This window comes from Streptomyces aurantiacus, assembly GCF_027107535.1.
Lineage (GTDB): Bacteria > Actinomycetota > Actinomycetes > Streptomycetales > Streptomycetaceae > Streptomyces.
The window spans coordinates 1,079,274-1,104,638 of sequence record NZ_CP114283.1 but is presented as its reverse complement, the minus strand read 5'-3'; the positions used below and the strand labels follow the sequence as shown (position 1 = coordinate 1,104,638).

The window sequence follows — 25,365 nt, the reverse complement described above, 5'->3', positions numbered from 1 at the left end:
GGCAACGGCGCAGCCTCTTTTTTAGGGGGCGCGGGGAACTGCGCAATCTTTTAGGGGGCGCGGAGAACGGCGCACTCTTTTAAGGGGCGCGGGGAACTGCGAGACCAGCCCCAACGAACCCGCACCCATCAACGCACCGCCCCCGCCCAACCGCCCCCAGCGGAGCGCTATGCCGAGCCGAACTCCTGCCGCTGCCGCCCCAGCCCCTCGATCTCCAGCTCCACGACATCCCCCACCCGAAGGAACGGCTTCGGCTCGGGCATCCCGAGCGCAACCCCCGCCGGCGTACCGGTGTTGATGACGTCCCCGGGATAGAGAGTCATGAACTGACTCACGTACCGCACGACTTCGGCCACGGAGAAGATCTGGTCGGACGTGCTGCCGTCCTGCCTCAGCTTCCCGTTGACCCAAAGCTTCAGCCCGAGCGCCTGCGGGTCGGGAACCTCGTCCGCCGTCACGAGCCACGGCCCGAGCGGGTTGAACGTCTCGCAGTTCTTCCCCTTGTCCCAGGTCCCGCCGCGCTCGATCTGGAACTCCCGCTCGGACACGTCGTGCGCCACCGCGTACCCGGCGACATGTCCGAGCGCGTCCTCGCGCGAGGCGACATAGCGCGCCGTACGCCCGATGACGACCGCGAGTTCGACCTCCCAGTCGGTCTTCACCGAGCCACGCGGCACGAGCACCGTGTCGTGCGGCCCGACGACCGTGTCCGCCGCCTTGAAGAAGATCACCGGCTCGGTGGGCGGCTCGGCGCCGGTCTCCTTGGCGTGGTCGTGGTAGTTGAGGCCGATGCAGACGATCTTGCCGATCCGGGCGAGCGGCGGGCCGACCCGCAGCCCGGCCGCGTCGAGCGCGGGCAGTTCCCCGGTCTCGGCGGCGGTACGGATCCGGCCGAGCGCCGCGTCGTCGGCGAGCAGCGCCCCGTCGATGTCCGGCACGATGCCCGACAGGTCCCGCAGGACCCCCTCGGCATCGAGCAGCGCGGGACGCTCGGCCCCCGCCGTACCGACTCGCAACAGCTTCATGAGCACTATCTCCCTTGATCGCGGGCGGCCCGACCGACGGGTGCAGCCATCGGAGGACTGGTCGATCCTCCAAGGTCGACGTCCAGTCCGCAATACCCGGTTCACGGACTGGACCGTAACCACCCGCGCTCCGCGCCTCCCACCATGTCAGCCGAGTACGGCGGCGGCCGGCGCCGCGCCCGGCATGTCCCGGTACAGGACAGCCCGCTCCACCGCGCTCCACGTCGTGCTGGTCACCACGTACAGCGCCGCGGCCAGGGGCACGACGGCCACGGTGACCAGGGTGAAGAACGACATCAGCGGCATGATCCTGGTGATCGCGCCGAGCCCGGGCACCGGCTGCTCACCCGGGGCGCCGCCGGCCGCCGGGGCCGCCTGGGCGCCGTTCGCCATCATCTGCTTCGTACGCCGGTAGTTGAAGGTGGCGACGGCCGCGACGATCACGAACAGGCCCAGGTAGACCAGCCCCGGCGCGCCGAAGATCCCGCCGTCCCGGAGGGCGTCCGCCCACCGGTCGCCGAGCGGGGCGGCGAAGAGGTGGTGGGCGAGCAGGGAGTTGGCCTCGCCGCCGATCCGCGAGTTGGAGAAGAGGTGGTAGAGCAGGAAGAAGGCCGGCAGCTGGAAGAGGCTGGGCAGGCAGCCGGAGAGCGGCGACACCTTCTCCTCGGCGTGCAGCGCCAGCACCGCCTTCTGCAGCTTCTCGGGGTTCTTCCCGTGCTTCTTCCGCAGCTCGGCGATCCGCGGCTGCAGCGCGGCCCGCGCCCGCTGCCCACGCGCCGAGGCCCGCGACAGGGGGTGCACGAGGAGTCGTACGAACGCGGTGAACAGGACGATCGCGGCTGCCGCCGCGGAGGCCTGGAAGACCGGTTCGACCAGATCGGCGAGTCCTTCGACGAGGCTCGCGAACACGGACATGAAGGAAGCGAAGACGGAAGAAAAGGCGGACATGGGTGAGCCCTCCGTGGGTCTCGTCGTGCCGAAGAGGTGAGACGTGACGTGCGTCGGCATGACGACCCGCGAAGGGGCAGCGGAAGGAACGAGGAGGAACAAGAAGAAGGAACGGAGTTCCTGGGATTCCCCTACGCGGCCGTCAGGAGGGAGCGGCCGGGTGCTCGGGGACGCCTGCGGCCCCGAGCGTCGGGGTCACGCTGCGGCAGGAACGCCGTGCGCTGCTCACGGTCGCGCATGGCCGTACGCACTCTCGTACGGGGCACGGCGGGCGCGAGGCGCGAGGCGATGAGGGAACAGGCCGTGAGCGCGGACCCGGCCGCGGCGGTCGCGGCGAACGCGACGGCGACGGCTCCGGAGAGGCTGCCGGTGTCGAGGAGCGCCACCTGAAGGAGGACGACGAGCAGCACGACGGCGGGCTTCAGCTGCGCCCAGGTTTTCGTCATCGGCTGTCCTCCTTCCCTCTTCCCTCGTGAGCCCTCGTGAGTTCTCGCGCGGTCCGGCTCACGGGTCCGGCTCACGGGTTCTTCCGGCTCTGTGGCCTCCTGCCGTTATACAGGATCCGGTTTCCGGGAGCCGCTGCCGCCGGGTGCCGCACGCCCGGATCGGCGCACTTCCCTTTCGGCTCCGCGGGACGACGGACCCCGGCAAGGCCGTAGTACCCGGGCGGCATAGTGGATACCCTCCCTGCGGGTAACGCGCTTGCGAACAGGGGGCGTTGACGATGCGCCGAAGACACTTACGGCTGTGTGTCGCCGCCTTGGCCACCGGCCTGCTGCTGGCGGGCTGCTCGGGGGACGGGGGCGACGGGACCGCCGCTTCCGAGCCGCCCGGCTCCGCACCCACCGGCTCCCGGCCTGCCGGCGCGAGTGGTGACACACGCTCCAGCCCGTCCCCGAGTCCTTCTCCCAGCCCCAGCGTCACAGGCCTGGACTTCACCCCCGATGCCGGCCGTGCGCCGAAGACCACCGCGCAGGCCGAACGCCTTGCCCGCGCCATCGCGGCGAAGCCCGCCAACTGGGGCCCCGGCTACGTCAGGCGCACCCCCCACGAGAGCGACCCCGGCTTCCAGCCCGTGCTCGACGCGGACTGCGTCTGGCAGCGCGAGCCGCTCCCCGCGTCGGTACTCGCCACCCTCACCCGCTACAGCGAACTGCCCGCGCAGGACGGCAAGGGCCCGATCCGCGTCTCCGCCGTCGTCACCGTCCACCGGACCGTGAAGGACGCCGACTGGGAGATGGCCGAAACCCTTGAGGAAGCGATGCGCTGCCCCGACCAGCAGCTCCGCCAGGGCGAGCGGATCAGCGACGTGGCGTCCCTGGGTTCGGGCTACGGCCTGGGAGGCAACTACAGCGCCGAGGACTCGCTCACGGAACGCGGCGAGTACTACAGCGACGAACTCGGCGGGCCCCTCTTCTACTACTGGATCCAGAGCCGTCTGGCCCAGGTCACCGTGGCCGTCGTCGGCAGGGGTTCCGAAGGACGGTCCGAGGACGAGGTCAGCTCCGCCATGCGGCAGGGAATCGTCCAGATGCTGACCCGCGCCGAGACCGAGCTGGAGGCGCCGGAATGAGCGAGCGCCTGCTCCCCACCGACCCCGCCTCGATCGGCGGACACCGGCTGCTGGCCCGCCTCGGCGCGGGCGGCATGGGCGTGGTCTATCTCGGCCGTACGGAGGCCGGGACCCTGGCCGCCGTCAAGGTCATCCGGGCCGAGTACGCGGACGAGCCGGACTTCCGCGCCCGCTTCCGCCGTGAGGTCGAGACGGCCCGCCGGGTGACCAGCCCCTGGGCCGTGCCGGTCACCGGCGCGGACCCGGACGCGGACGAGCCCTGGCTGGCCACCGCCTTCGTGCCCGGTCCGTCGCTGGAGGAGGCGGTCGCGCGCCACGGCCCGCTGCCCACCCGCAGCGTGCGCGTCCTGGCCCGGATGCTCGCCGCCGCGCTGCGCGAGGTGCACAGCGCCGGTCTTGTCCACCGCGACGTCAAGCCCGCCAACGTCCTGCTCGCCGTGGACGGTCCGCGCCTCATCGACTTCGGGATCGCCCGCGCGACCGACGAGACCGCGATCACCTCCACCGACCTGGTCGTCGGCACACCCGGATTCCTCTCCCCCGAGCAGGCCGAGGCGCGGGGCGCGGCCGTGGGCCCGGCGAGCGACATCTTCTCGCTGGGCTGTCTGCTGGCGTACGCGGCGAGCGGCCGTCCGCCGTTCGGCACCGGTACGGCCGACGCCCTGCTCTACCGCACGGTCCACGACGAACCCGACCTCTCCGGCATCGAGGCCGAGGGGGCTGAGGAGGCTGAGGAGGACCCGGTCGGCGTCGAGCTGCTGACGCTGCTGCGCCTGTGCCTGGCGAAGGACCCGGCGGACCGTCCGACGGCCGAGCAGTTCGGCACGGTGCTGCTGGTCGAGGACGCGGTCCCCGAGGACGGGCAGATCAACTGGCTGCCCGAGGACGTCGTACGGGTCATCGCCGACCGTTCGTCCGCGATGCTTGCGCTGCCCGACATCGAGCCGACCGCCGTCGACTCTCCCAAGGACGCGGAGCCGGCGTCGCCCGGCCGGCGTCGGCTGCTGCTGGCTTCCGGCGCGGCGGTGCTCCTGGCGGCAGGCGGAACCGCGGCCTGGGCCGCCCTGCGCGACGACGACAAGGGTGGCTCGACGCCGGAGGCCCGCCGTTGGGCCATCGGAGTACAGGCGGATCTGAGCGGGCCCAAGCGGGCCGCGGGCGAGGCGCAGGAGCGGGGCGCGCGGCTGGCGGTCGAGCAGTTCAACGCCCGGAGGAACAAGCCCTTCGCTCTCACCCTGAAGACCGTGGACGACGGGGGCAGCGCGGGCCGGGCGCCGACCGCGGCGAAGAGGCTGATCCAGGACGCCGACGTACTCGCCGTGCTCGGCCCGACCAACGACGAGACGGCCTACGCGGTCCTCGACGCGTACGACGAGGCCCTGCTGCCGCTGCTGTCGGTCTCGGCCGGAGGACTGCTCCTGACCACGCAGGAGTACCGGTCCTTCGTGCACTGCCGCCCCAGCGACTCGGCCCTCTCCCTCCCCATGAGCGTCTATCTCATGAAGCAGAAGGGAACCCTGCGCCCCGGCCTCCTCCAGGACCGCACCGCGCAGATGTACGCCCAGGAGTCCGCCGGGATCAACTCCACCATGCTGCGCCAGCTGGGCCGGCCGCCCTACCCCCGGGTGATCCCGGCGGGCACGGAGGACATGGGGCCCGTCGTCGCGGACATGCTGCGGGCCGGGATCGGCTCCTTCATCTACACCGGTTACGCGCGGGGCGCGGCCCTGGTGGCCCGCGAACTGGCGGCGGCCGGCTTCGACCGCCCGCGGCTCGCCTCGGAAGCCGTGATCGACCCGGCGTTCCTGGAGCTGGCCGGGGACGCGGCCGAGGGATGGCTGATGACCTCCTCCTTCATCGACCCCTCCGCCGTACCGGCCGCGTCGGCCTTCACCGCCGCTTTCCGCAAGCGCTACAGCGCCGCGCCCGGCTACTACGCCGCCGAGGCGTACGACACGGTCAACCTCGTCCTCCAGGAGGTGCTGAAGGCCACGAAGGGCCGACGGCCGCCACAGCGCAAGAATCTGGTGGGCCTGCTGCGCAAGAGCCGCTACAAGGGCATCACCAAGGAGTTCTCCTTCAAGCCGGAGGACGGCACGTACGCCGGCTGGGGCATCTTCCTGCACCAGGTCGAGGGCGGCCGGTTCCGTTTCCTCGGTGACGCCCCCTCCGAGGTGTAGCCGTGAGCGGGCCGCCGTCCGAGGGGCACGCGGGAGTGCGCGCCCTCAAGCCGGGCGACCCGCCCTTCGTCGGCGGTTACCGGCTGCTCGGCCGGCTCGGCGCGGGCGGCATGGGCGTGGTCTACCTGGCCCGTTCGACGGGCGGGGCGCTGGTCGCGCTGAAGGTGATCCGCGCCGAGTACGCGGCCGACCACGACTTCCGGGCCCGCTTCCAGCGCGAGGCCGAGGCGGCGAGGGGGCTCACCGGCCAGTGGGTGACACCGGTGACCGCGGCGGAGCCGGCGGCCCGCGAGCCCTGGCTGGCGACCGCCTTCGTACCGGGCCCGTCGCTGGCCGAGGCCGTCACGCTGCACGGGCCGCTGCCGGAGCGTACGGTCCGCGCTCTGGGTGCCCGGCTGGCCGAGGCGCTCACCGAGGTGCACGCCGCCGGCCTGGTGCACCGGGACGTCAAGCCGGGCAACATCCTGCTCGCCCTGGACGGCCCCCGGCTGATCGACTTCGGGATCGCGCGTTCCACCGGTGCCACCGCGCTGACCGCGAGCGACGTGGTGATCGGTTCGCCCGGCTATCTCTCGCCCGAGCAGGCACGGGCGCAGGGCGGTGACGTCGGCCCGCCGAGCGACGTCTTCTCGCTGGGCTGCGTCCTGGCGTACGCGGCGACGGGCCGCCGCCCGTTCGGCACCGGCACCGCGGCCGCCGTCATCTTCCGTACCGTCCACGAGGAACCGGACCTGGACGCCGTGCCCTGGTCCCTGGTCCCGCTGCTGACCGACTGCCTCGCCAAGGATCCGGCAGCCAGGCCCACCGCGGGGGAGGTACGGGACGCCGTGGCCGGTGAGGACGAACAGGCGGGCGAACGGGCGAGTGAGCCGGCGAGTGAGCAGGCGGGCGAACGGGCCGGCGGGCGTGCGGGCGCGCGGCAGGGCGACTGGCTGCCGCCCTCGTTGCCCCTGCTGATCGCGGAACGCTCGGCCGCCGTCCTGGCACTGCCCGACCCCGGGCCGCTCACGCTGGTGCAGCCGACAAAGGCCCCCACCCCTTCCCGGCGCCGCGTGCTGACGCTGGGCTCGGCGGCAGCGGTGGTCCTGACCGGCGGCGGCCTCGCGGCCTGGGCCGCCTCCAGACCCACGGCCGGCGACGAGGGTGCGACGTCCTCCGCACCACTGCCCCGGTACGTCATCGGACTGCACGCGGACCTCTCGGGCACGGACAAGGCCATCGGCCGGGCACAGGAGCGGGGCGCCCGGCTCGCAGTGGCGGACTTCAACTCCCGCTCCCGCGAAGGCCGCACCTTCGACCTGGCCCTGAAGGTCCTCGACGACGGCGGGGAGGCGAAGCGGGCCGGGAAGGTGGCCGACAGGTTCGTCGCGGACCCCGGCGTGTACGCCGTCATCGGCCCGACCGGCGGAGCCACGACCGAGGCCGCCGTCGCCCGCTACCAGAAGGCCCTGCTGCCCATCGTGACCGTCTCCTCCGGTGTCGATCCGTCCTCCGAGTCCACCACTCGCGCGTACTTCCAGCTCAGGCCCGACGAGAACGCCCTGTCGACGCCCTTCATCCACTACCTCACCCACACCGCGAAGAGCCGCAGGACCGCCGTCATGGACGACAGGGCGGCGAGCCGCACCAGCTGGCAGATCGCCAAGGACCTGACCACGTTCCCGCCTTCCGACGGCACGACCACGATCCACACCGTCCCCGCGGACAGCGAGGACTTCGACACGGTCGTCGCCGCCGTGCTCGCCGGGAAGGCGGAGGCCGTGGCATACGCCGGCTCCTCGCCACACCGGGCCGCCCGCTGCGCCCGCGCGCTGGAGGAGGCCGGGTTCCGGGGCGCGCGCATGGCGCCGGAACCGGTCCTGGAGGCCGCGTTCCTCACGGAGGCGGGCCCGGCGGCCGAGGGCTGGGTCATCGTCACGTCCTACGTCGACCCGGCGGAGCTGCCGGCCGCGGCACGCTTCGTGAAGGCGTACGAGAAGCGTTTCGGAGTACGCACCGTCGAGCGCTTCGCGCTGGAGGGGTACGACGCGCTGCTCTACATCGCCCAGGGTCTGCGCGAGCTGGGCAGCGTCGAGCCCGAGCGGGGCGCCATGGTGCGCCGGCTCCGCCAGACCACCCACAAGGGACTCGCCAAGACCATCGAGTTCGATCAGACGACCAAGCAGTTCCGCTGGACCAACAGCCTCTTCCTCCACCGGGTGGAGGACGGCACCCCGCGCTTCCTGGGCCGATACGACCGGATCAAGAAGTCCTGACGGGCCAGTACGACTAGCGGGGCCGCATGGAGGTGAGCTTCCCCCAGACCACCAGGCGGTACTTGGACGTGTACTCCGGGGTGCAGGTGGTGAGCGTGAGGTAGTAGCCGGGGTCGGTGTAGCCGTAGGCGGGCCGGACCGTGCTGCGAGGGATCTCCCGGATCACTCCGCCGTCCCTGGGCGAGGTCTGCGGCAGCGTCCTGTCGACGACGTACGTGTAGGTGGCGTCCCTGGTCTCGACCTCGATCCGGTCTCCCCGCCGGAGCCGGTTGACGTACCGGAAGGGCTCGCCGTGGGTGTTCCGGTGTCCCGCGAGGGCGAAGTTCCCGGCCCGGCCGGGCTGGGCGGTGTCCGGGTAGTGGCCGGCGTATCCCTTGTTGAGCACGTCCGGCTTGCTGACGCCTTCCGCGACGGGGACACGGAGGTCGAGGCGGGGGATGGTGAGGACGGCGTAGGCCTGGGTCCAGCTGGGCCGGGCGCCGGCGGCGGCCGGCGCCCGACGGGTACCCGAGGCCGCACCCGACCCGCCCCCGGAGGCGCCCGCCCCACCGGTGACCGGTCGGTCGCCACCCGAACCCCCTTCACCGTCCTCTCCCCCGCCCCCACCGCGTCCCTCACCCCACTCCCTCTCCAGGGCCTGGACCTTCCTCTCGGCGCCCTCCCGGGCCTGCCGGTTGGTCCACCACAGCTGGTGGGCGACGAGCAGGAGGAGGACGACACCGAGGGTCACGAGGATCTCGGCACCGTTCCAGAGAAGGCGGGAGCAGCGCGCACGCCGCCGCCGGCCCTGCTGATGGACGACGGGAACCCGCATGCGTACGCCTCCCTCACCGCGACAGCCCCGGCCGGAGCCGGGCCCGCACGATAAGGGCTGGGGCACCAACTCACCATCCCCACGAACGCCCTGCCCGTCCCCCGTGAACGTCCGCCCTCCGTGCCGCTACGGCTCCTCCGCCGATCTCACCCCTGGCCTGCACATACCTCTCCCCATGTCGGCGGTCGGCAGTACCGTGTCACCCATGCGCCCCGACACGTCTGCCGAGTACGTCGACCACAACGCCGAAGCAGCACGCCTGGAGCGGACCGCCGGCCTCTACCCCGAGGACGCCGAACACCTGCTTCTGCAGGCCGCGGCCCACCTCGAACTGGCCGACGACCGCCCGCGAGCCACCTCCCTCTACGACCGCCTCCTCTCCAGTACGACACCGCTGGAGAAGCCGTTCCTGGTCCGGGCTCTGAAGGCCTCCAACCTCTGGGAGTACGGTCACGAGGCCGAGGCGAAGGCGATCATCGAGGGCGTGCGCGCGGCGGCGCCCCGCGACCCGGCCCCCTGGGTGATCGTGGCCGAGTCCCTGGAGTCCCACGACGAGCTGGAAGCCGCGCAGAAGACGTTCACGGAGGCGGCGACCCATCTCCTCACCGACGTCCCGGAGCCCCCGTACGCGACCCACCCGGTCCTCTTCGGCCGCCATCGCGTGCGCCGCATGCTGGGCCTGGCCCACGACCACTGGGACACCCTCGCCGACACGCTCCACTCCTCCCCCGTGTCCCTGGACGAGCTCCACGACCCGAAGCGCGTGTGGTCGCTCGGCTCCGACAACCCGGCGGAGCTGGAGGCGGAGATCTCCCGCCTGCGGGCCGAACTGGGCACGCACCGCGCGACCCTGTCCCGCCCGTTCCCGGTGGCGGTCCTGCACTGGCCGACGGCCGAACTGGCGGAACTCCTGGCCGCGTACCCGTCCCTGTCCGAGGAGTACCCGTCCCACGAGGAGCACCTGGCGACGATAGAGGGCTCCCTGAGGGAGCTGGCCGCTTCCGGCACGCCGAACTTGGGAATCGTGACGGGCACGGTCCCGTCGTACGAGGCGTTCGCGGCGTCCGAGGGCTCCTCCCCCGGCGACGCGTCGCTCCTGCCGCAGTACGCGACGACGCTGGCGGCAAGGGGCAGGGCTGTGGCTTGGCCGCCGGAGAGGACGGGGGCTTGTTGGTGTGGGTCGGGGCGGGTTTATGGGGAGTGCCATGGGGCGGGTGCGACTCGGTGAGGAGCCCTCTGTTCGTGTCCCTCGTTCTCTAGACCGGGCTCTGCCAGGTACAGCAGAGTCTCCGGTCTAGTGCGCGCACGAGTATCGGACGCATACGTTCCTGTTAGGCGAGCTGCAGCGCGGTCAAGGTGCACTGCCGACGGCACGTGCACCTGCCCAAATGTGATCGCTGCCTCAAGCTCGATCGTGTCGAACTGCAGCGGCCCTATCAGGGGCCGATCGCAATTGCGTTCCCGAAGACCCGCACCCACACCCAGTTGCCCCAGAGTCTGCCGCGTCCCGCTCAGACATGTTGACTTCCCGATGTGCCGTGCCCGATAGACCGGCGCACGGCCGGAGCGCCTTTGCGGTACGTACGGTCCTCAAGTCACCTGACTCACAAGCTAGTTGGCCAACGGACTGGTGCACAGGGCATATTCTGTGATCAGTGATACTGATGGTGTAGCGCGTGTTGATCTCCCGACTCAGGAGTCCGTCTGTGACGCTCTTCGAACACCCAGGTCCGGCACCTGGTGTTTACGACGACCCAGAACTGATGCTCGTCCGGCAGTATCTGCTGAGCCTCGATCCAGAGGGTGAGCGCTTTGCACGCATACTGCGCGACACTATCGACCAGCTTCTCGACGGCGAGCACACAGGCCGGTTCGACTGGAACGACCTCCACAAGACGGAGAAGACACACGCTGGAACGCTGGTCGAGATCAACCTGCTCCGAGAGTTCAAGTTCGACAGCGGCACGGACATGGACTACCTGATCGAGGGCATTGAGGTCGACTGCAAGTTCTCTCAGAAGCTCTACGGATGGATGATCCCGCCGGAAGCGCTGGACGAGATCTGCCTGGTCATCTGGGCAGATGACCACCAAGGACTGTGGAGTGCCGGACTACTGCGCGCCAATCGCGCCAAACTCACCACCAGTGGGACTGTCACCAAGAAGGGCAACCGTGACGGCAAGTTCCAACTGACAAAGCAGCATCACTCGCTCGTCTGCTGGCTCTGGCACAAATCCCCTCTTGAGCAGAATCTGCTTCTGCACATCGACAAGGAGACCCAGGCGGCAATCCTGGCTGCAGGCTCCGGATCGAAGCGCAGTCCCGGCCAGGCGAGGGTCAACGAACTGTTTCGCCGGGCACAAAAGCGGCGGGTGAGCCGCACGGTCGTCCGCACTCTCGCGCAGCAGAAGGACTACATGAAGCGCGTGCGGTACAACGGAGGAGCACGCGACAAGCTACGTAATGAGGGGATCCTCATCTGCGGCGACTATCCCAACCATCAGGCGGTCGCCGAGCAACTGGGGCTGCCCGTGCCGTTGGAGGGTGAGAACGTCAGCGTACGAGTGGTCGAGGCCAAGCCTCACCACGAGGGACTGCCAAGCGTGCTGCTAGAGGGACGTCATTGGGTCGAGGCTGGCCCAACTGATCTACCGGAGCGGGCTCCTCTGCTGCCAGAAACGAATAAGAAGGCAAACACTTCGGACTGAACGATCCGTCGGGAGACAGGCGTGCAGACACAGAGCGACGGTGCCAACGAAGTCTGGGAGCCACCACAAGGTTCGTGGGCCTCTTCCGCAGCCCGGCGTCGCAACATGCAAGCCATCCGCAGTCGCGACACCAAGCCCGAACGTCTGGTGCGCAGCTTGCTGCATGCGCAGGGCCTGCGCTATCGAGTAGCTGCCAAGCCGCTGCCGGGACTGCGCCGGACCGCTGACATCGTCTTCCGTCCGGTCAAGGTGGCCGTGTTCATTGACGGTTGTTACTGGCACGGCTGCCCCGAACACTATGTGTCCCCGAAAACGAACCCCGGCTACTGGAGCGACAAGGTCGCCCGGAACATGACTCGCGACCGGGACACGGATGAGCAGCTAAAAGCAGCGGGCTGGACCGTACTCCGCTTCTGGGAGCACGATCCAGCCGATGACTGTGCTGTCAGGATTGCCGCCACAGTCAGCCGCCTCCGGGGCAAGAAGCAGTGAGGCGTGCCGCCTCCTTCAGTCCTGCTGCGCCTGTGCGGCCTCGAACGCTGCGTAGATCTGCTCCCCGACAGCCTGCGCGACCGGCGGCGGGAAGGCATTGCCGACCTGCCGGTATGCAGCCGTCTTACGGCCGGAGAATTTCCAGCCCTCGTCGAAACCCTGGATGAGAGCTGCCTGCGTCACGGTGAGCTTGGGACCAGCGGAGGCAAAGAGATCACGGTCCGCATCCTTCATCTCCTTCGGTTCATTTGCTACTCCCAACCCGCACACTCCGAGATCGGCCCAAGCACGCTTGGCACGCGTCGGACCGAGATCGGCGCCACCATGCTTCTTGGAACCACCTACGACCGTGGGCGCCACACCTTCCAAAGCTTTCTCGTACCACTTTTTGAATGCACTCTCGGCCCGGGGATCGTCTGCGACGGCGTCGTACCGCGCCCGCATCGAGTCATGCAGGGCCTCTCCCACACTTACCGGTTTGCTTTCCGCCGGCTTTGAGTGCTGGAAGTACTTGGCGTACTCCGGCTTCATGGCCACCAGGATGGCCCGGGGGCGCAGCTGTGGAACCCCGTACTTCTTGGCCTCCAAGACGTCCCAGTAGCACTCCTCGTAGCCCATCGACTCCAGGCGCTTGATGATCTCCTGCCGGTACTCGACAAACTTCGGATCGAGAAGACCACGAACGTTCTCGATCATTACGGCCTTGGGCTCAAGGTGGTCGACGAGCTCCAGCATGTTCGGGAAGAGGTCACGCTCATCATCCCGCCCCAGCTGCTTGCCGGCCGCAGAGAAGGGAGGACACGGCACTCCACCAGCCAGAAGATCGAGCTCTCCAGGCTCTAGTCCGAGTGCGGCAGGATCAAACTCCCTGAGGTCCGCCTCGATGACCTTGCAGCCCGCCCACTCGGCGTTTCCCTCAGTGTTGTCTCTGAGGGTCTGGCAGGCATCCCTGTCGATCTCGATCAGAGCGGCATGCCTGAAACCCGCGTTGTGCAGACCTGAAGCCTGGCCTCCGGCCCCGGCGCAGATCTCCACCGAGGTGTACTTGAGTTCGTTCGTGCGGGTCATGCCCCCTCCTTACAGTCGTGCAGCGGCAGACGCATCGCGCAATCCACCATCACTGAGGGTGACAGACCCCACTGACAACGAGACCGACCAAGTGTGCAACACGCCCCTCGGTTCACTGAACGCACCCTCCGCCACGCCGAACACTCATACGATATTGCCTATGAAGAGCCCTGCGTGGACCGAGGACGAACTCGTGCTGGCTGGAGCACTCGTCGTGAAGAACGGCTGGCGTGAGCTGCGGACCGGCAACCGAGAGGTCCAGGAGCTGTCCGAACTGCTGCGCTCGCTCCCCCTGCACGCTCCGGAAGTCCTCGCGATTGCTGGATTCCGCTCCCCTGACAGCGTCAGCCGCAAGACCACCGACTTTGCTTCGAACCACCCCGACTACGCGGGCAAGCCCACCAGGTGCGGGGAACCGACCCTTCGGATGATCAACGCGTTCACCAAACGCGAAGCCGAGATGCTGCAGACAGCCCAAGCCCTCGAAGAAGGCATCAGTTCCGGTCAGCTCCAACTCGTCCCGCCGCAGCCAGACGAAGCCGACGACACAGGCTCCACCGCCATTGAGGGCAGGCTCCTCGCCCGCTGGGCACTCTTCAGGGAACGGGATCCGAAGATCCGTCGACTGAAGATCCAGAAGGTCCAGAAGAGCGGTCAGCCCCTTCGGTGCGAGGTCTGCGATTTCGACTTCTCCCGCGCCTACGGACCGCTCGGCGAAGGCTACATCGAGGTGCATCACGTCACACCCCTCCACATATCCGGGACCCGGGAGACCAGGCTCGAAGATCTCGCGTGCTTGTGCGCCAACTGCCACCGCATGTGCCATAGGAGCCGTTCCGGAGAATCCTGGCGTACGCCCGACGCGCTGCGGGCCATGATCGACACATCCGTGCCGCATGCTCCTCACGCCGCCCCGGCCTCCGCTTCGTAGCGGATCTGCGCCCGGTCGAGCGCCTCATCCGGGTCACCGCCCTGCGCCGCGAACCAGTGCAGCAGGTCCGCAATGGCATCAGTGGCCGAGTCTTTCAGCACAGCTTGCGTCGGCACGATTGCTGAACTGGTCCCAGTGACGCGCCGGTACTCATCCAGCAGCGCCGCAGCCCGCTGGACTCGCACGCAGTGCTGAGCGGACTGCAGCGAGATCTCACACCACACGGCTTTGCCAGTGGCTGTAACGAGCGTGCCCCACTCCAGGCTCATGGCCGCCAGCAGATGGAGCCCCCGGCCACATTCGGCGTCGCAGCTAGCGGAGGCAGGCCTGGGCACCGCGTGACTCTTGTCGTGAAGTTCCACCCGGAGCCTGTCCCGTCTCGGTTCGAGAACGAGTGTTGCAGCAGCGCCTTCCCCCACGTGCTTGATCACGTTCGTCGCAAGCTCAGTTACGGCCAGTTCCGTTTCATCCGCCACAGCCAACGCGCCCCAATGCTCAAGCGTGCAGCGAGTCTTCTTCCGCAGCAGCCGTAGCTCCGCCGGGGCAGCTTCGAAGGGCATAACGCTCCGAAGCTGCGGTTTGAGGTTGCCGAATCCAGACATGACCACACTCCTCCGCGCCGCACAGCGCTGCGCCTGCCGTATCCGTACGGCTGCACTGCGTGACGTTCCGTTGCCGAGTATGCCATTGAGAAGTCGCACTGTGTAACTTCTCACGAGACTCGGTCGAGTGAATCCAGGTGTCGGTCAACTCGCACTCGACCTAGCCTGATTGACGCTCACCAGGGATGCGGTGCGGCACCATATCGGGGAGGAAGACACCATGTCCGCGAGGGCTACAACCCGCCGCCGCCAGCTCGGCGCCACCATGCGCAAGCTGAGGGCGAGCAAGGGCATGACACTGGAAGAGGCCGGTCGGCTTGTCGGCGTCTCCAAGGCAACCGTCAGCCGGTACGAGACGCAGGCCGGGCCGGTGAAGTGGCTCGTCATCGATGCGCTGTGCCGCGCGTACGGGGTAAGTGAGGCTGAACGCCGGGCCGTTGTGGCTCTGGCTAAGGATGCGAAACAGCAGGGCTGGTGGAAGTCCTTCGCCGACTCCATCCCCGAGAGCTTGAACCTGCTGCTCACGCTTGAGGACGAGGCCGTTCGCGAGGATCACTTCTCCTGCGTCTACGTGCCGGGGCTGCTCCAGACGCGGAGTTACGCAACCGCCCTGCAACAGGCCAACGAGATGAGGCGTTCCCCGGAGGAAATCGATCGGCTGGTCGACATCCGCATGAAGCGGCAGGACATCCTCACCCGGTCCAACGCGCCCCACCTGTGGGCCGTCCTTGACGAATCGGTGATCCGCCGTGTCGTCGGCTCGCGCGACATCATGCTCGATCAGCTGGAACGGCTGCTCGGAGCTGCGGAATCGTCCAACGTGACATTGCAAGTCTTGCCCTTTGCGCGCGGAGCCCATGCGGCGGCACTGGGCAGCTTCGTCGTCCTCGGCGGTACTGAGCGCGCCCTCGACGTCGTGTACGTCGACCTCCATGTTGGCTCTCTCTTCATGGAGAAAGAGGAAGAACTGGAGCGCTATCGGCTTGCGTTCGAATACTTGCGCGCACAAGCCTTGGACATCGAAGCCTCGTCGGCGATGATCAAGCGTGCTCGTGAGGAGTTGTGAGATGGCCAGTGAGAGCGGTCGTAAACCGGACACCGCATGGTTCAAGTCGTCGTACAGCGGCGGGAACGAGACCGAGTGCGTCGAGTGCACCGACATTGGCGACCACCTGTACGTGCGTGACTCCAAGTGTGCCGACAGCCCAGTTGTAACCGTCCGCGCTTCTGCCTGGCGGGCCTTCATACGGGCGCTGGAGGGCCACGCACTGGTGGCGCGATAAACCGGCCGTTCGATGCCTCGCGGCACGGAGCTGGTAAAAGGGACAGAAGTTGACCACGCCGGTTCTGCGGGACCGAATGACGGGCCGACAGGGATCCAGGGGACGACGTGGGGTTTGCCGAGCAACTGGTCACGGTGGGCGCGGTTCTGGCGGGTGCCGCGGGGTCCTACCTCACTACCCGGCTGACAGAGCGGGATCGGTTCCAACGTGACCTCCGCGTCCGATGGGACGCGCACCGTCTCGACTCCTACGTCGCCTACGTGGCGGCCGTGAAGCGGGTCTACAGGTGCACCCAGCAGGTGTTCACCCCGCAGTGGGACGACACTGATCCAGCGGCTCGTGAAGTTCTGCTGGCCGAGATGAGGGCGGCCGAGGGAGACCGGTCGCACGCCTTTGAGCAGGTGATGCTCCTGGGCGACGCCGCGACCGTACAGGCTGCCCACGATCTCAATGACCGGCTGTGGCAGATGGAACGGCCAGCCCGGGGCGTGGAGGAGATCAACCACGAGATGTGGCACGAGCGCGCCGGCGAATGGCTTGTCGCCCTCAACAACTTCCACGCGCATGCTCGGCACAGTCTGGGGATAACCGGGGAACCCGCGCGGCGTGATGTGGTGCCGCAGGCTCGCACCGACGCGGAGCAGTGACGCGCGCAGGCGCCCAGCAGTGACTGGCGGGCGTATGCGACAGCGTCGATCGGCGGCGTCCGCAAAAGCCTGGTCGGGCCCCTCACGTCAACCGATGCGAAGTCCTCCCCGACGCCTCGTCGATCTCGTCATGGGCCTTCGTCAGCAAGGTCATCGCCAGTTCGTTGAGGGCCCTCGCGCCGGCCACCTCCTCGCCGACCCTCGGCTGGTTCGAGTCGGAGGGGTGGCGGTTCGCGTAGCCGTGGGCCCGGACCTCGCTTCCGTCGGGGAGGCGTACGAGGGCGGCCGCGCGGGTGCGGTGGTCGTCCTCCTGGAATTCCAGTTCCACGTGCCAGCCGACAGCGGTCTTCATCGTCGTCGTCATCACGATCACCTCCGGACCGGGTCTCCCCGGTGATTTCAGGCGTCTGCAGACGTTTCCCGCCCCTTCCAGGGTGCTCCTGCTCGGCCTCGATCGCACGGCCTGCCTCGCTGAGCGAATCGACACGTCAGAGGCCCTGAGTCAGAGGCCCTGAGTAGGCACACCGCTCAAGATCGAAGACCCGGCGGACTCACCCAGGGCCGCCGCAACGCGCTCGCGGAGCCGGGCGCCAACCGGGCGTGACGTTGCTGCCTGGCCGTGTGATGCTGGTACGGGCCCGCCCCTGATTGACGCAGGGGCGGGCCCGTACCGGCTCAGGGCCTGGTCAGCCGGCGCACACGGTGAAGCTGACCGTGTCGCCCTCCTTGACGGTCTTCGGGGCGTGCGGGGACACGCCGAGCACCGAGCCCGGCTTGCAGCCCTTGACGGCCTTCTCGGTGACGGTGCCGAGCTTCGTCTGCGTCTTCTCCATGTACGCCTTGGCTCCGTGCAGGCTCCAGCCCGCGAAGTCGATCGGGATGGTCTGGCCCTGGGGGTGGAGGTACAGCATGGTGGTGGCATCGCTGCTGGTGGCTGTGCTGGTGGCCGCCGGGGTCGAGCCGCTGCCGCCGCCGGCGACCGAGGTGGCCAGGGCCGTGCCCCCGCCCGCCACGATGAGGGCGGCGGCGACGGCCGCGATGCCGGTGGTCCGCCTGCGCCGGGTGCGGCGCAGGATCTGGGGCGCGTCGAAGTCGGGGGCCTCGGCGGAGTTCGCGAATCGGTTCATGGCGTTCGTCAGTTCCTCTTCGAAAGGTGTGCAGCCGGAAGGCCGCGGGTCGCCGTACGAGGTCATCGGATTCCTTCCGTGGGCTGCCGTGGTGAAGGGGCGGAGAGTACGGGGATCTGGTCTCTCAGCTTCTCGATCCCGCGAGCGAGCTGGGAGCGCACCGTGCTGGGCGATATGTCCAGGTCGGCTGCGATCTCGGTGTCGGAGAGGTCGTGGAAATACCGCAGCACCACGACCGTGCGCATCCGCATGGGCAGTTGCTGCAGGGCGCGCACCAACTGGTCCCGGTTGTCCACCTGTCCGAACTCGTCTCCCGGGGCGGCCTTGTCACCGCTTTCCGGATCGGAGGTCGTGACCAGGCGGCGGAACCTGCGCCAGCGGTCGTTGGCCAGGTTCACCATGATCCGCCGCACATAGAGGTCCGGAGCGTCCTTGCCTGCGATGGTGCGCCATTTGCGGCAGGCCCGTTCCAGGGTCTCCTGGACCAGGTCCTCCGCCGCCTCACGGTTGCCCGTCAGGATGTAGGCGCCCCGGAACAGCGCGGTCGACCTCGCGGCGACGAAAGCCTGGAAGTCCGTCTCCATACGCTCCTCCCTTCCTGTCACCTCTCCTCGACGTGAACACCGCCTCATCTGCTGCACGGCGGCGCTGAGACCTGGGTCACAGGCGTCGAAGCCGTCCGGCGCCCCCTCTTCAACCGCATGAGCGGCCGGCTCCACCACTGCCTGCAGAAGCGCGAACTCTTCGATGAGCAGTCCGGGGTTACGGCCCCGCCGTCTCCGACGCCGAGATCGCGGCCGACCTGCGCATCTCGCCGAGCACCGTACGGTCCCGGCTCGCCCGCGACACGGTGAGGAAACGGTGCCCGGAGGGGCGTGGCGCGGCACGCTCGGGGATGATCTGTCCCATGGGGCATGGAACAGGGCACGGGGCGGACATGGACGACGCCCGGGCGTGGGACGAGCGGCTCGGGTGGGCGTACGGACTGATCGCGGACGACCCGGCCGAACGGGCCGTCGCGCTGGACCACTTGGCGTCCGCACGGAGAAGAACCGACGAGACCCGGCACCGGTTCAACGAGATGTTGCGGTCGGTGCAGGGGCAGGGCATGAGGTACCCGTTCCAGGATCCGCAGCTGCGGTCGGCCCACGACGACTATCTGCGGGCCCAGAGCCGTTCGTTGCCCGATGGCGTGTGGAACACGTGGGACAAGGACCTTGCCGCGTGGCCCGGGCTGCCCTACGCCTTGCTCTTCCTGGAGTGGGAGGCCCGGTATCCGGAGGAGTGGACCCGGCACGCCAAGGCGTGGGGGACGAAGGAGGGGCTCCTGCGGCATCTGGCCACGGACACGGTCGGGCGGCATCCGGTGGCCCGGGCCAAGCTGCTCGACCTGCTGGAGATCGTCGTGCGGCGGGCGTATCGCTGCAAGGACCGCGAGTACGTGCGCATCGCCCGGGTCGTCGACGGGGACCCGCTGCGGGTGCGGCTGGAAGGGGCCCGGCGCTCGGAGAATCCCTGGGCCCAGTTGCACGCCGGGTACGTGCTGTGGCTTCTGGACCGGCCAGAGATGCCCAACAGCCGACGCGTGTGGCGGACTTGGCTCGCGGACGCCCGACAGTGAAGGCGACGTGGCCCGGTAACCCTCGGCAAGCCCGGGCGCACCCCGGGAGTTCCCGCGCGCCCAGGCAGCTCCCGGCGCGCCTCGGCAACTCCCGGCAACCTTCCGCCTACCGGCTGCCACCTCCCTGCGACAGTTCCTCAACCTCTGTGCAGGGAAGGTCATATGAGTCGCAATGCCACCCCCCACGCCCGCGCAGGTGACGGCGGTCCCGGTGACAGCAGCCGCAGACGGTTCCTGGTAGGTGCGGCCGGTGCCGGGGCCCTCGGCGTTCTGGGTCTGCCCGGTACCGCGAGCGCCGCCACGGCGGCAACCGGCACCGTCTACATCGCCAGTGACTCCACCGCCCAGACATACAACTCCCGCTACTACCCCGAGGCCGGCTGGGGACAGAAGCTGTCCTCGTACTTCACGTCGAACGTCACCGTCGCCAACCACGCCATCGGCGGGCGCAGTTCGCGTTCCTTCATCGAGCAGGGGCGGCTTGCCGCGATCCATCAGGTGATCAGGTCCGGCGACTACCTGTTCGTGCAGTTCGGACACAACGACGCCACCGTGAACAACCCCGAGCGGTACACGTCGCCCGCCGACTACAAGGAGTACCTGCGCAACAACTACATCCGGGCGACACGTGCGCGGGGCGCGACCCCGGTCGTCGTGACGCCCGTGTCGCGGCGCTCGTACAACGCGTCCACCGGGAAGTTCAACGTCTCCTTCCCCGCGTACGTGGACGCCGCGAAGGCGGTCGCCCGGGAGGAAGGTGCCCCACTGGTCGACCTCGCGGCGGCCAGCCGGGTCTACCTCGACGGGGTCGGCGTCGAGGGCTCCAAGCGGATCTTCCTGTGGCTGAACCCCGGGCAGTACCCGAACTTCCCCAACGGGGTCCAGGACAACACCCACTTCCAGGAGCGGGGCGCCGTCGAAATGGCCCGCCTCGTCTCACGGGCCGTGGCGGGACTGGGACTGCCCATCTCGGGCGAGGTGAGACCGGCGGCCCGGTGAGGGTGGTGCTCGGGCGCGCGTACCGGCGCGTTAGCCTCGGCTGACGGTCGGACGCACCCGACGCAGCACCAGGAGGCAGTGATGGCGAAGGTACCGGCCGCGGCGGTGGCCGCGAGTGGGCTCATCGGCGGGTACGGGGTCGCTCGCTGGACCAGGAAGCGGCAGCTCGGCGGGGTCGTGCTGGCCGTCGCAGGGGTGGCGTCCGCCCGTCAGTGGCACCAGCAGGCGGGCGGGACGGCGGCGGGAGCACTGACCGCCGCGTACGTCGCCGCCTTCGCCGGATCCCATCCTCTCGCCAAGAGGGTGGGGGCGTGGCCGGCCGTGTTCGGTGCGGCCGGGGCCATGGCACTGGCGTCGTGGGCCGTGGCCGACCGGCGGGGCTGAGACCGCGCCCCGTCGGCGCACCTCCCCCACCCGCGCCCTCCCCTCATCTTCCCTAGCCCACCGGCGCTCCCCGGAACGCCCTGCGATACGCCTGCGGACTGGTCCCCACCACCCGCTTGAACCGGTCCCGGAACGCCGTCGGTGAGCCGAACCCCGCCTGGACCGCGATCCGTTCGACCGGGTGGGAGGTGGTCTCCAGCAGGTGCTGGGCCCTGCGCACCCGCGCCCGGTGCAGCCACTGCAGAGGCGTCGTGCCGGTCTGCTCACGGAAACGGCGGTTGAGCGTACGGGCGCTGGTGCCCGCCCGGGCGGCGATGTCGTCCAGTGTCAGATCGCGGCCGGCGTTCTCCTCCAGCCAGGTCAGCAGGGGTTCCATCGTCGTACCGGCCGGGACCGGAGGCTGGGCGTGGACGATGAACTGGGCCTGCCCGCCCTCCCGTTCGAGCGGCATGACGGACATCCGAGCCGCGTGGGCGGCGACGGCCGAGCCGTAGTCCTTGCGGATCATGTGCAGGCACATGTCCATCGCCGCGGCGGCTCCCGCCGAGGTGAGGAACTGGCCGTTGTCGACGTAGAGGACATTCGGGTCGACCGTCACCCGCGGGTGCATGGCCGCCAGGTCCGCGGCCGCGATCCAGTGGGTGGTCGCCCGTCGGCCGTCCAGCAGCCCGGTGGCGGCGAAGATGAACGCGCCGACGCAGATCGAGGCGATGCGCGTGCCGTTCGCGGCCGCCTCACGCAGGGCCTCGCCCACCCCCGGCGGCAGCGGGCCCGTCGGGTCGACGGTGCCCGGGACGATGATCGTGTCGGCGTCGGCCAGCGCCTCCAGCCCGTACAGGGCCCGCAGGGTGAAGGGGCCCGCGTTCACCTCCTCCGTCACCGAGCAGACCCTGATCCGGTAGGGCGCGCGGCCGTCCGGCAGCCGGGCCCAGCCGAAGGTGTCGATCGGGGCGGAGAGGTCGAACGGGATGACCTGGTCGAGCGCCAGTACGGCCACGGTGTGCATGGCAAAAGAGTAGGCAGACCCCGGATTCCGGCCAAGTGGGCATCCCGCCCGTCAGACCCCGCGCCACGCCTGCCCGACATGGGGAAGGCCGCAAGTACCGCGCTCACACCGCTGGCGGGAATCCGTTGATTGCTGGCAGTACCGCCACTTCCACAAGATCCGGTACGCCGCCTACCGTCCTCTCGTGACCAAGTTCCTCCTCGTCCTCCACGTCCTCGTCGCGATCATCGCCATCGGGCCCGTCACCGTCGCGGCCAGCATGTTCCCGCCCGGCGCCCGCCGCGCCCTCGCGGATCCCGGCGACCCGCGCGCGACGGAGACGGTGCGTCTGCTGCACCGGATCTGCCGGGTGTACGCGGCCATCGGCATCGCCGTTCCCGTCCTCGGCTTCGCCACGGCCCTGAGCATGGGCGTGCTCGACGACGCCTGGCTGGTCGTCTCGATGGTCCTGACCGGAATCGCGGCAGCGGTCCTGCTGGCACTGGTGCTGCCGCGTCAGGAGGAGATCCTCGAAGCGGTGGAGTCGGCGGGGGCCGCGGCGCCCACGGGGACGGTGGAGTCGGTGGAATCGGTGGAATCGGTGGGGACAGTGGAGTCGGTGGGACCGCCCGGCGCGGCGGAGGCGGCCGGGTCTTCGTCCCAGCCCCCGTCCATGTCGACGTCGCCGTCCATGTCGCCGTCACCGCCGCAGTCGCCGTCTGTCGCGGTCGGCGCGAATCCCCGAGCGACCGTGCAACTCGCCATGTTCACCGGCATCTTCAACCTGCTCTGGGCCACCGTCACGATCCTCATGATCGTCAGGCCCGGCTCCACCACGGGAGCCTGAGCCCGTACCTCGGCGCCGGCCCTCACGGCTGGTTGTGGTGGTGGGCGAGCACCAGCCCTTCCATCGAGTCGCCGGTGTCCTCCTTGAACCGCCTGGCCACGGACCCCGTGACCAGCACGCCCGCCGCGATGACGAGCGTGGAGAACGCCCAGGCCAGCGGCCACAGGGACGCGTCCGGCGGCTCGGGGCGCGTGTGGAACGCGACGTACATGAGCGTGATCGGGGGCGCCGCCACCACCAGCAGGGGCCAGGCGAGGGCGTCACGGAGGCCGAAGTACGCGGCCAGCAGGAGCAGACACACGGCCAGGGCCGTGACGCCGACGACGGTCATCGAGGTCGTCTCGGTGATCGAACCGGGTGACTCGGGGCGGTTGCGCAGATCCCAGGGGAGGCAGAGGAGGTACGCCGCCGAGGACAGGGCGGCACCCAGCAGGCGGGTCAGCCAGCGTTCCGTCCAGGGGCGCTTCGACAGCGGGCCCAGCAGCTTCTCGGTCATGGGAACGAGGGTTCACCCGTCGCACACAGGGCCGACAGAGTACGCGTACTCAGGTTCCGGCCCGCTCCTCCGAGTCGTACGCCGAGTGGTGCGACCCGCCGGACGGCGGTACGGCCGACCCGCACGGCCGGCCCCCGCACCACCTGCCCGTACGGCCTGCCCGTACGACCGGGCCGTACGACCGGGCCGTACGGCCGACCCGCGGCCTAGACTCCCAGGTCATGAAGGGACTGCTGCTACGGCTGTCGGCCCTCGACGCGGACGCGGCGGCGGCACTGCGGGTCATCGCGCACTTCGAGGCGCTGCTCGGGGCGGGGCGGCTCGACGCCGCGTCGCTCGTACGGTCCACCGCGGGTCTTGCCGAGTGTCCGGCGGGGCTTGAGGTGGGCGGCCGAGTGGTGCGGTTCGGGCCGGCCGGGACCGTACCGGCGGAGTCTGTCGGCACGGTCTCCGGGAGCGCCGAGTTCGCTCCGGGCGGCCGGGTGTGGCTGGAGCGGACAGGCGCGCCCGGCCCCTTCGACGAACTGGTGCTGGAGTGGATGGCCATCGCCGCGGGCGTCGTGCACGGCGGCCGTGAGCAGGACAGCCCGCCTCATCAGGTGGCCGACCCGGCGCTGGTCGAGCGGGTGCTGTCCGAGCGCGAGGCCGTCGAGGACCGGGCGCGGGCGCTGCGCCTGCTGGGCCTCGCGCCCGAGCGGCCACTGCGGGTGGTGGCCGTCGCCGGGGCCTCCTCGGTCGCCGTGCTCGGGCGGCGCGAACTGCGTCCCGGGGTGCGGGTGGCCGCGGTCGGACCGCTCGCCGTCGCGCTCGTGCCGGGCGCCGCGTCGGTTGCCGAGGAACTGCGGGCGTTCGTCCGTGAGCAGGGCTCCGAGGGGGTACGGATCGGGGTCGGTGGCCGTGTTCCCGCCCTGGACGCCGGTGCTTCCTGGGCCCAGGCACGGCTCGCCCTGCGGTTCGCGGTCGACGTGGCCGGGCTGCCCGACGAGGCCGTCGTCGACCACGACACGCTCGGGCCGGTGGCGCTGCTCGCCGACATCCCCGTCGACCGGCTGCGGGCCCAGGCCGACGTCCGCGCCCTGGCGGGGCTCGCCGAGGGCAGGGGCGGCCCGGCGGCTCTGGCCGCGCTGACGGCCTTCCTGCGCACGGGTTCGCTCCGCCACGCCGCTGCCGACCTCCATCTGCACCACAGCTCGGTCGCCGCCCGCATGTCGGGCGTGGAGAGCGAACTGGGCTACCGCCTGAGCAACCCGCAGGACCGCTTCCGGGCCCAACTGGCTTTGTACGCACTGCGGTTGGCACAGCAGGAGGATTAGGCCGGGGCGCGTGGCCCTCGGGAGCGCCCGTGCGGGAGTGCGCCCCCATCAGGAAGGTGCTCCGTGAGGGGCGCGCCACCAGCGCCCCTCCCCCGTGGTTCGCCAGGCGCTACCGCAGCGCCCTCCGAAGCACCGCCACCGCCTCCGCGGCGTCCCGCTGGGACACCTCCGCGTGCGGGATCATCGCCGAGCCGTGGAACGTACCCGGGAACAGGTGCAGTTCCACGCTCACACCGGCCGCGAGCAGCGCGCGGGCGTAGTCGATGCCCTCGTCCCTGAGGGGGTCGAACTCCATCACGGAGATGTACGCCGGCGGCAGTCCGGCGAGTTGTCCCGGGGTGGCCCGGGCGGGAGCCGCGTGGATCGGAACGCCGTCGCTGCCGGGGACGCCGGTGCCCAGGTAGTGGTCCCAGCTGATGACCGCGTTGGGCCGGTTCCACAGGGGTGTGTCGGTGAAGGCCCGCATGCTGGGCGTGTCGAGGCGGTCGTCGAGCTCGGGGATGCCGAGGTACTGGAAGACGACCGAGGGGCCGCCCCGGTCGCGGGTGAGAAGCGCGAGCCCGGCCGCGAGACCGCCTCCCGCGCTGATGCCGAACAGGGCGATCCTGGTGGCGTCGACGCCGAGTTCGGCCGCGTTCTTGGCGATGTGGACGAGTCCGGCGTACGCGTCCTCCAGGCCGGCCGGGTAGCGGTGCTCGGGGGCGAGCCGGTACTCCACGGAGAAGACCGCGGCCCCCAGTTCCCGTGCGAGCGCCACGTTGACGCCGTGGTCGAAGTCGACGTCGCCCAGGATGAATCCGCCGCCGTGGATGTCGTAGACCACCGGCAGCGGGCCCTCGACACCCTGGGGGCGGTAGCTGCGCAGGACGACGTCGGGTGCGCCCTCCGGCCCGGGGGCCACCACCTCGGAGACGTCCACGCCGGTGGCGTCCACACCTTCGAGGGCCGCCGCGACGCCGGCCTCCGCCTCGGCCCGGGCACCTTCGAGGTCCGAGCAGTCGGCCCTCGGCAGCATGGGCACGAGCGCCGCGAGCTCAGGGTCGAGCGGGTAGGTCGTCATGTGTCGT

The 25,365-nt window shown here is 69.8% G+C and carries 28 protein-coding genes; 15 read left to right on the top strand and 13 right to left on the bottom strand.

Annotated features, from left to right (window positions below):
* Window positions 1–167: 167 nt before the first annotated feature.
* The 3 genes from O1Q96_RS06665 to O1Q96_RS06655 form a co-directional block, all read right to left on the bottom strand.
* On the bottom strand, window positions 168–1,025 hold the full coding sequence (locus tag O1Q96_RS06665; RefSeq protein ID WP_269247276.1) for a fumarylacetoacetate hydrolase family protein: 858 nt from the start codon (window positions 1,023–1,025) through the stop codon (window positions 168–170).
* A 147-nt stretch (window positions 1,026–1,172) separates the two neighbouring features.
* Window positions 1,173–1,940, bottom strand: a complete 768-nt coding sequence (locus O1Q96_RS06660) for a YidC/Oxa1 family membrane protein insertase (protein ID WP_269253507.1) — start codon at window positions 1,938–1,940, stop codon at window positions 1,173–1,175.
* A 164-nt stretch (window positions 1,941–2,104) separates the two neighbouring features.
* Window positions 2,105–2,419 carry a DUF6412 domain-containing protein gene (locus tag O1Q96_RS06655; protein WP_269247275.1) on the bottom strand — a complete coding sequence of 105 codons (315 nt, stop codon included), beginning with the start codon at window positions 2,417–2,419 and terminating at the stop codon, window positions 2,105–2,107.
* Between the two features lie 278 nt (window positions 2,420–2,697).
* Here O1Q96_RS06655 and O1Q96_RS06650 point away from each other — a divergent pair, with 278 nt between their 5' ends.
* Genes O1Q96_RS06650 through O1Q96_RS06640 form a run of 3 tightly spaced genes read left to right on the top strand, consistent with a single transcriptional unit; the run spans window position 2,698 to window position 7,981 of the window.
* A complete protein-coding gene (locus tag O1Q96_RS06650) occupies window positions 2,698–3,546 on the top strand; it encodes a hypothetical protein (protein ID WP_269247274.1) in 849 nt (282 codons plus the stop codon).
* Window positions 3,543–5,726: a bifunctional serine/threonine-protein kinase/ABC transporter substrate-binding protein gene (locus tag O1Q96_RS06645; RefSeq protein WP_269247273.1), complete on the top strand. Its 2,184-nt coding sequence runs from the start codon at window positions 3,543–3,545 to the stop codon at window positions 5,724–5,726. The genes O1Q96_RS06650 and O1Q96_RS06645 overlap by 4 nt, the downstream gene beginning before the upstream one ends.
* Window positions 5,727–5,761: 35 nt before the next feature.
* Window positions 5,762–7,981 carry a bifunctional serine/threonine-protein kinase/ABC transporter substrate-binding protein gene (locus O1Q96_RS06640; protein WP_419587040.1) on the top strand — a complete coding sequence of 740 codons (2,220 nt, stop codon included), beginning with the start codon at window positions 5,762–5,764 and terminating at the stop codon, window positions 7,979–7,981.
* 13 nt (window positions 7,982–7,994) lie between these two features.
* Here the strand turns inward: O1Q96_RS06640 and O1Q96_RS06635 are convergent, their stop codons facing one another.
* Window positions 7,995–8,795 (bottom strand): class E sortase, encoded by an 801-nt coding sequence (locus O1Q96_RS06635; protein WP_269247271.1) that lies wholly within the window; start codon window positions 8,793–8,795, stop codon window positions 7,995–7,997.
* 205 nt (window positions 8,796–9,000) lie between these two features.
* On the opposite strand from O1Q96_RS06635, the gene O1Q96_RS06630 reads away from it, so the two are divergent.
* From O1Q96_RS06630 to O1Q96_RS06620, 3 genes are all read left to right on the top strand, one after another.
* Complete coding sequence (locus O1Q96_RS06630) at window positions 9,001–10,023, top strand: SEC-C domain-containing protein (RefSeq protein WP_269247270.1); 1,023 nt, start codon at window positions 9,001–9,003, stop codon at window positions 10,021–10,023.
* Window positions 10,024–10,501: 478 nt separating this feature from the next.
* Window positions 10,502–11,503: a NaeI family type II restriction endonuclease gene (locus O1Q96_RS06625; protein ID WP_269247269.1), complete on the top strand. Its 1,002-nt coding sequence runs from the start codon at window positions 10,502–10,504 to the stop codon at window positions 11,501–11,503.
* Window positions 11,504–11,524: 21 nt separating this feature from the next.
* Entirely contained in the window at window positions 11,525–11,995 is a 471-nt protein-coding gene (locus O1Q96_RS06620) for a very short patch repair endonuclease (protein ID WP_269247268.1), read from the top strand.
* A gap of 15 nt (window positions 11,996–12,010) precedes the next feature.
* On the opposite strand, the gene O1Q96_RS06615 is transcribed toward O1Q96_RS06620, so the two are convergent.
* Window positions 12,011–13,063 carry a DNA cytosine methyltransferase gene (locus O1Q96_RS06615; RefSeq protein ID WP_269247267.1) on the bottom strand — a complete coding sequence of 351 codons (1,053 nt, stop codon included), beginning with the start codon at window positions 13,061–13,063 and terminating at the stop codon, window positions 12,011–12,013.
* Between the two features lie 160 nt (window positions 13,064–13,223).
* Between O1Q96_RS06615 and O1Q96_RS06610 the strand changes: the two genes are divergently transcribed.
* A complete protein-coding gene (locus O1Q96_RS06610) occupies window positions 13,224–13,994 on the top strand; it encodes an HNH endonuclease (protein WP_269247266.1) in 771 nt (256 codons plus the stop codon).
* Here the strand turns inward: O1Q96_RS06610 and O1Q96_RS06605 are convergent.
* Window positions 13,967–14,596 carry an ATP-binding protein gene (locus O1Q96_RS06605; protein WP_269247265.1) on the bottom strand — a complete coding sequence of 210 codons (630 nt, stop codon included), beginning with the start codon at window positions 14,594–14,596 and terminating at the stop codon, window positions 13,967–13,969. The genes O1Q96_RS06610 and O1Q96_RS06605 overlap by 28 nt on opposite strands.
* A 220-nt stretch (window positions 14,597–14,816) precedes the next feature.
* On the opposite strand from O1Q96_RS06605, the gene O1Q96_RS06600 reads away from it, so the two are divergent.
* The 3 genes from O1Q96_RS06600 (at window position 14,817) to O1Q96_RS06590 (ending at window position 16,526) form a co-directional block, all read left to right on the top strand.
* Window positions 14,817–15,662: a helix-turn-helix domain-containing protein gene (locus O1Q96_RS06600; protein ID WP_269253506.1), complete on the top strand. Its 846-nt coding sequence runs from the start codon at window positions 14,817–14,819 to the stop codon at window positions 15,660–15,662.
* Between the two features lies 1 nt (window position 15,663).
* Window positions 15,664–15,879, top strand: a complete 216-nt coding sequence (locus O1Q96_RS06595; protein ID WP_269247264.1) for a DUF397 domain-containing protein — start codon at window positions 15,664–15,666, stop codon at window positions 15,877–15,879.
* Between the two features lie 107 nt (window positions 15,880–15,986).
* On the top strand, window positions 15,987–16,526 hold the full coding sequence (locus tag O1Q96_RS06590; RefSeq protein WP_269247263.1) for a hypothetical protein: 540 nt from the start codon (window positions 15,987–15,989) through the stop codon (window positions 16,524–16,526).
* Window positions 16,527–16,608: 82 nt separating this feature from the next.
* Here O1Q96_RS06590 and O1Q96_RS06585 read toward each other — a convergent pair whose 3' ends face one another.
* The 4 genes from O1Q96_RS06585 to O1Q96_RS06570 form a co-directional block, all read right to left on the bottom strand.
* Window positions 16,609–16,890 carry a DUF1876 domain-containing protein gene (locus O1Q96_RS06585; RefSeq protein ID WP_269247262.1) on the bottom strand — a complete coding sequence of 94 codons (282 nt, stop codon included), beginning with the start codon at window positions 16,888–16,890 and terminating at the stop codon, window positions 16,609–16,611.
* Between the two features lie 322 nt (window positions 16,891–17,212).
* Window positions 17,213–17,653 (bottom strand): PASTA domain-containing protein, encoded by a 441-nt coding sequence (locus O1Q96_RS06580; protein WP_269247261.1) that lies wholly within the window; start codon window positions 17,651–17,653, stop codon window positions 17,213–17,215.
* 62 nt (window positions 17,654–17,715) lie between these two features.
* A complete protein-coding gene (locus O1Q96_RS06575) occupies window positions 17,716–18,237 on the bottom strand; it encodes a SigE family RNA polymerase sigma factor (protein ID WP_269247260.1) in 522 nt (173 codons plus the stop codon).
* Between the two features lie 178 nt (window positions 18,238–18,415).
* Window positions 18,416–18,562, bottom strand: a complete 147-nt coding sequence (locus O1Q96_RS06570; protein ID WP_269247259.1) for a hypothetical protein — start codon at window positions 18,560–18,562, stop codon at window positions 18,416–18,418.
* On the opposite strand from O1Q96_RS06570, the gene O1Q96_RS06565 reads away from it, so the two are divergent.
* The 3 genes from O1Q96_RS06565 (at window position 18,561) to O1Q96_RS06555 (ending at window position 20,657) form a co-directional block, all read left to right on the top strand.
* On the top strand, window positions 18,561–19,274 hold the full coding sequence (locus O1Q96_RS06565) for a hypothetical protein (protein WP_269247258.1): 714 nt from the start codon (window positions 18,561–18,563) through the stop codon (window positions 19,272–19,274). The genes O1Q96_RS06570 and O1Q96_RS06565 overlap by 2 nt on opposite strands.
* Before the next feature lie 162 nt (window positions 19,275–19,436).
* The gene (locus O1Q96_RS06560; RefSeq protein WP_269247257.1) at window positions 19,437–20,273 is read left to right on the top strand and encodes a rhamnogalacturonan acetylesterase; all 837 of its coding nucleotides are present in this window, start codon (window positions 19,437–19,439) and stop codon (window positions 20,271–20,273) included.
* 81 nt (window positions 20,274–20,354) lie between these two features.
* Window positions 20,355–20,657, top strand: a complete 303-nt coding sequence (locus O1Q96_RS06555) for a hypothetical protein (protein WP_269247256.1) — start codon at window positions 20,355–20,357, stop codon at window positions 20,655–20,657.
* A gap of 52 nt (window positions 20,658–20,709) precedes the next feature.
* Here O1Q96_RS06555 and O1Q96_RS06550 read toward each other — a convergent pair whose 3' ends face one another.
* On the bottom strand, window positions 20,710–21,663 hold the full coding sequence (locus O1Q96_RS06550) for a GlxA family transcriptional regulator (protein WP_269247255.1): 954 nt from the start codon (window positions 21,661–21,663) through the stop codon (window positions 20,710–20,712).
* Between the two features lie 184 nt (window positions 21,664–21,847).
* On the opposite strand from O1Q96_RS06550, the gene O1Q96_RS06545 reads away from it, so the two are divergent.
* The gene (locus tag O1Q96_RS06545; RefSeq protein WP_269247254.1) at window positions 21,848–22,489 is read left to right on the top strand and encodes a protease; all 642 of its coding nucleotides are present in this window, start codon (window positions 21,848–21,850) and stop codon (window positions 22,487–22,489) included.
* A 22-nt stretch (window positions 22,490–22,511) separates the two neighbouring features.
* On the opposite strand, the gene O1Q96_RS06540 is transcribed toward O1Q96_RS06545, so the two are convergent.
* The gene (locus O1Q96_RS06540) at window positions 22,512–22,985 is read right to left on the bottom strand and encodes a hypothetical protein (RefSeq protein WP_269247253.1); all 474 of its coding nucleotides are present in this window, start codon (window positions 22,983–22,985) and stop codon (window positions 22,512–22,514) included.
* A 221-nt stretch (window positions 22,986–23,206) separates the two neighbouring features.
* Between O1Q96_RS06540 and O1Q96_RS06535 the strand changes: the two genes are divergently transcribed.
* Window positions 23,207–24,298, top strand: coding sequence for a PucR family transcriptional regulator (locus O1Q96_RS06535; RefSeq protein WP_269247252.1), 1,092 nt, complete (start codon window positions 23,207–23,209; stop codon window positions 24,296–24,298).
* Window positions 24,299–24,407: 109 nt separating this feature from the next.
* On the opposite strand, the gene O1Q96_RS06530 is transcribed toward O1Q96_RS06535, so the two are convergent.
* Window positions 24,408–25,358 (bottom strand): alpha/beta hydrolase, encoded by a 951-nt coding sequence (locus O1Q96_RS06530; RefSeq protein WP_269247251.1) that lies wholly within the window; start codon window positions 25,356–25,358, stop codon window positions 24,408–24,410.
* Window positions 25,359–25,365: the final 7 nt, after the last annotated feature.

Bases quoted from the DNA above. Each gene is read 5' to 3' on its own strand.
- O1Q96_RS06580 (WP_269247261.1), bottom strand. From the start codon at position 17,653: ATGAACCGATTCGCGAACTCCGCCGAGGCCCCCGACTTCGACGCGCCC.
- O1Q96_RS06560 (WP_269247257.1), top strand. From the start codon at position 19,437: ATGAGTCGCAATGCCACCCCCCACGCCCGCGCAGGTGACGGCGGTCCC.
- O1Q96_RS06660 (WP_269253507.1), bottom strand. From the start codon at position 1,940: ATGTCCGTGTTCGCGAGCCTCGTCGAAGGACTCGCCGATCTGGTCGAA.
- O1Q96_RS06550 (WP_269247255.1), bottom strand. From the start codon at position 21,663: ATGCACACCGTGGCCGTACTGGCGCTCGACCAGGTCATCCCGTTCGAC.
- O1Q96_RS06575 (WP_269247260.1), bottom strand. From the start codon at position 18,237: ATGGAGACGGACTTCCAGGCTTTCGTCGCCGCGAGGTCGACCGCGCTG.
- O1Q96_RS06635 (WP_269247271.1), bottom strand. From the start codon at position 8,795: ATGCGGGTTCCCGTCGTCCATCAGCAGGGCCGGCGGCGGCGTGCGCGC.
- O1Q96_RS06655 (WP_269247275.1), bottom strand. From the start codon at position 2,419: ATGACGAAAACCTGGGCGCAGCTGAAGCCCGCCGTCGTGCTGCTCGTC.
- O1Q96_RS06595 (WP_269247264.1), top strand. From the start codon at position 15,664: ATGGCCAGTGAGAGCGGTCGTAAACCGGACACCGCATGGTTCAAGTCG.
- O1Q96_RS06600 (WP_269253506.1), top strand. From the start codon at position 14,817: ATGTCCGCGAGGGCTACAACCCGCCGCCGCCAGCTCGGCGCCACCATG.
- O1Q96_RS06605 (WP_269247265.1), bottom strand. From the start codon at position 14,596: ATGTCTGGATTCGGCAACCTCAAACCGCAGCTTCGGAGCGTTATGCCC.
- O1Q96_RS06535 (WP_269247252.1), top strand. From the start codon at position 23,207: ATGAAGGGACTGCTGCTACGGCTGTCGGCCCTCGACGCGGACGCGGCG.
- O1Q96_RS06585 (WP_269247262.1), bottom strand. From the start codon at position 16,890: ATGACGACGACGATGAAGACCGCTGTCGGCTGGCACGTGGAACTGGAA.
- O1Q96_RS06540 (WP_269247253.1), bottom strand. From the start codon at position 22,985: ATGACCGAGAAGCTGCTGGGCCCGCTGTCGAAGCGCCCCTGGACGGAA.
- O1Q96_RS06570 (WP_269247259.1), bottom strand. From the start codon at position 18,562: ATGGGACAGATCATCCCCGAGCGTGCCGCGCCACGCCCCTCCGGGCAC.
- O1Q96_RS06565 (WP_269247258.1), top strand. From the start codon at position 18,561: ATGGGGCATGGAACAGGGCACGGGGCGGACATGGACGACGCCCGGGCG.
- O1Q96_RS06555 (WP_269247256.1), top strand. From the start codon at position 20,355: ATGGCGAAGGTACCGGCCGCGGCGGTGGCCGCGAGTGGGCTCATCGGC.
- O1Q96_RS06650 (WP_269247274.1), top strand. From the start codon at position 2,698: ATGCGCCGAAGACACTTACGGCTGTGTGTCGCCGCCTTGGCCACCGGC.
- O1Q96_RS06630 (WP_269247270.1), top strand. From the start codon at position 9,001: ATGCGCCCCGACACGTCTGCCGAGTACGTCGACCACAACGCCGAAGCA.
- O1Q96_RS06665 (WP_269247276.1), bottom strand. From the start codon at position 1,025: ATGAAGCTGTTGCGAGTCGGTACGGCGGGGGCCGAGCGTCCCGCGCTG.
- O1Q96_RS06645 (WP_269247273.1), top strand. From the start codon at position 3,543: ATGAGCGAGCGCCTGCTCCCCACCGACCCCGCCTCGATCGGCGGACAC.
- O1Q96_RS06530 (WP_269247251.1), bottom strand. From the start codon at position 25,358: ATGACGACCTACCCGCTCGACCCTGAGCTCGCGGCGCTCGTGCCCATG.
- O1Q96_RS06610 (WP_269247266.1), top strand. From the start codon at position 13,224: ATGAAGAGCCCTGCGTGGACCGAGGACGAACTCGTGCTGGCTGGAGCA.
- O1Q96_RS06615 (WP_269247267.1), bottom strand. From the start codon at position 13,063: ATGACCCGCACGAACGAACTCAAGTACACCTCGGTGGAGATCTGCGCC.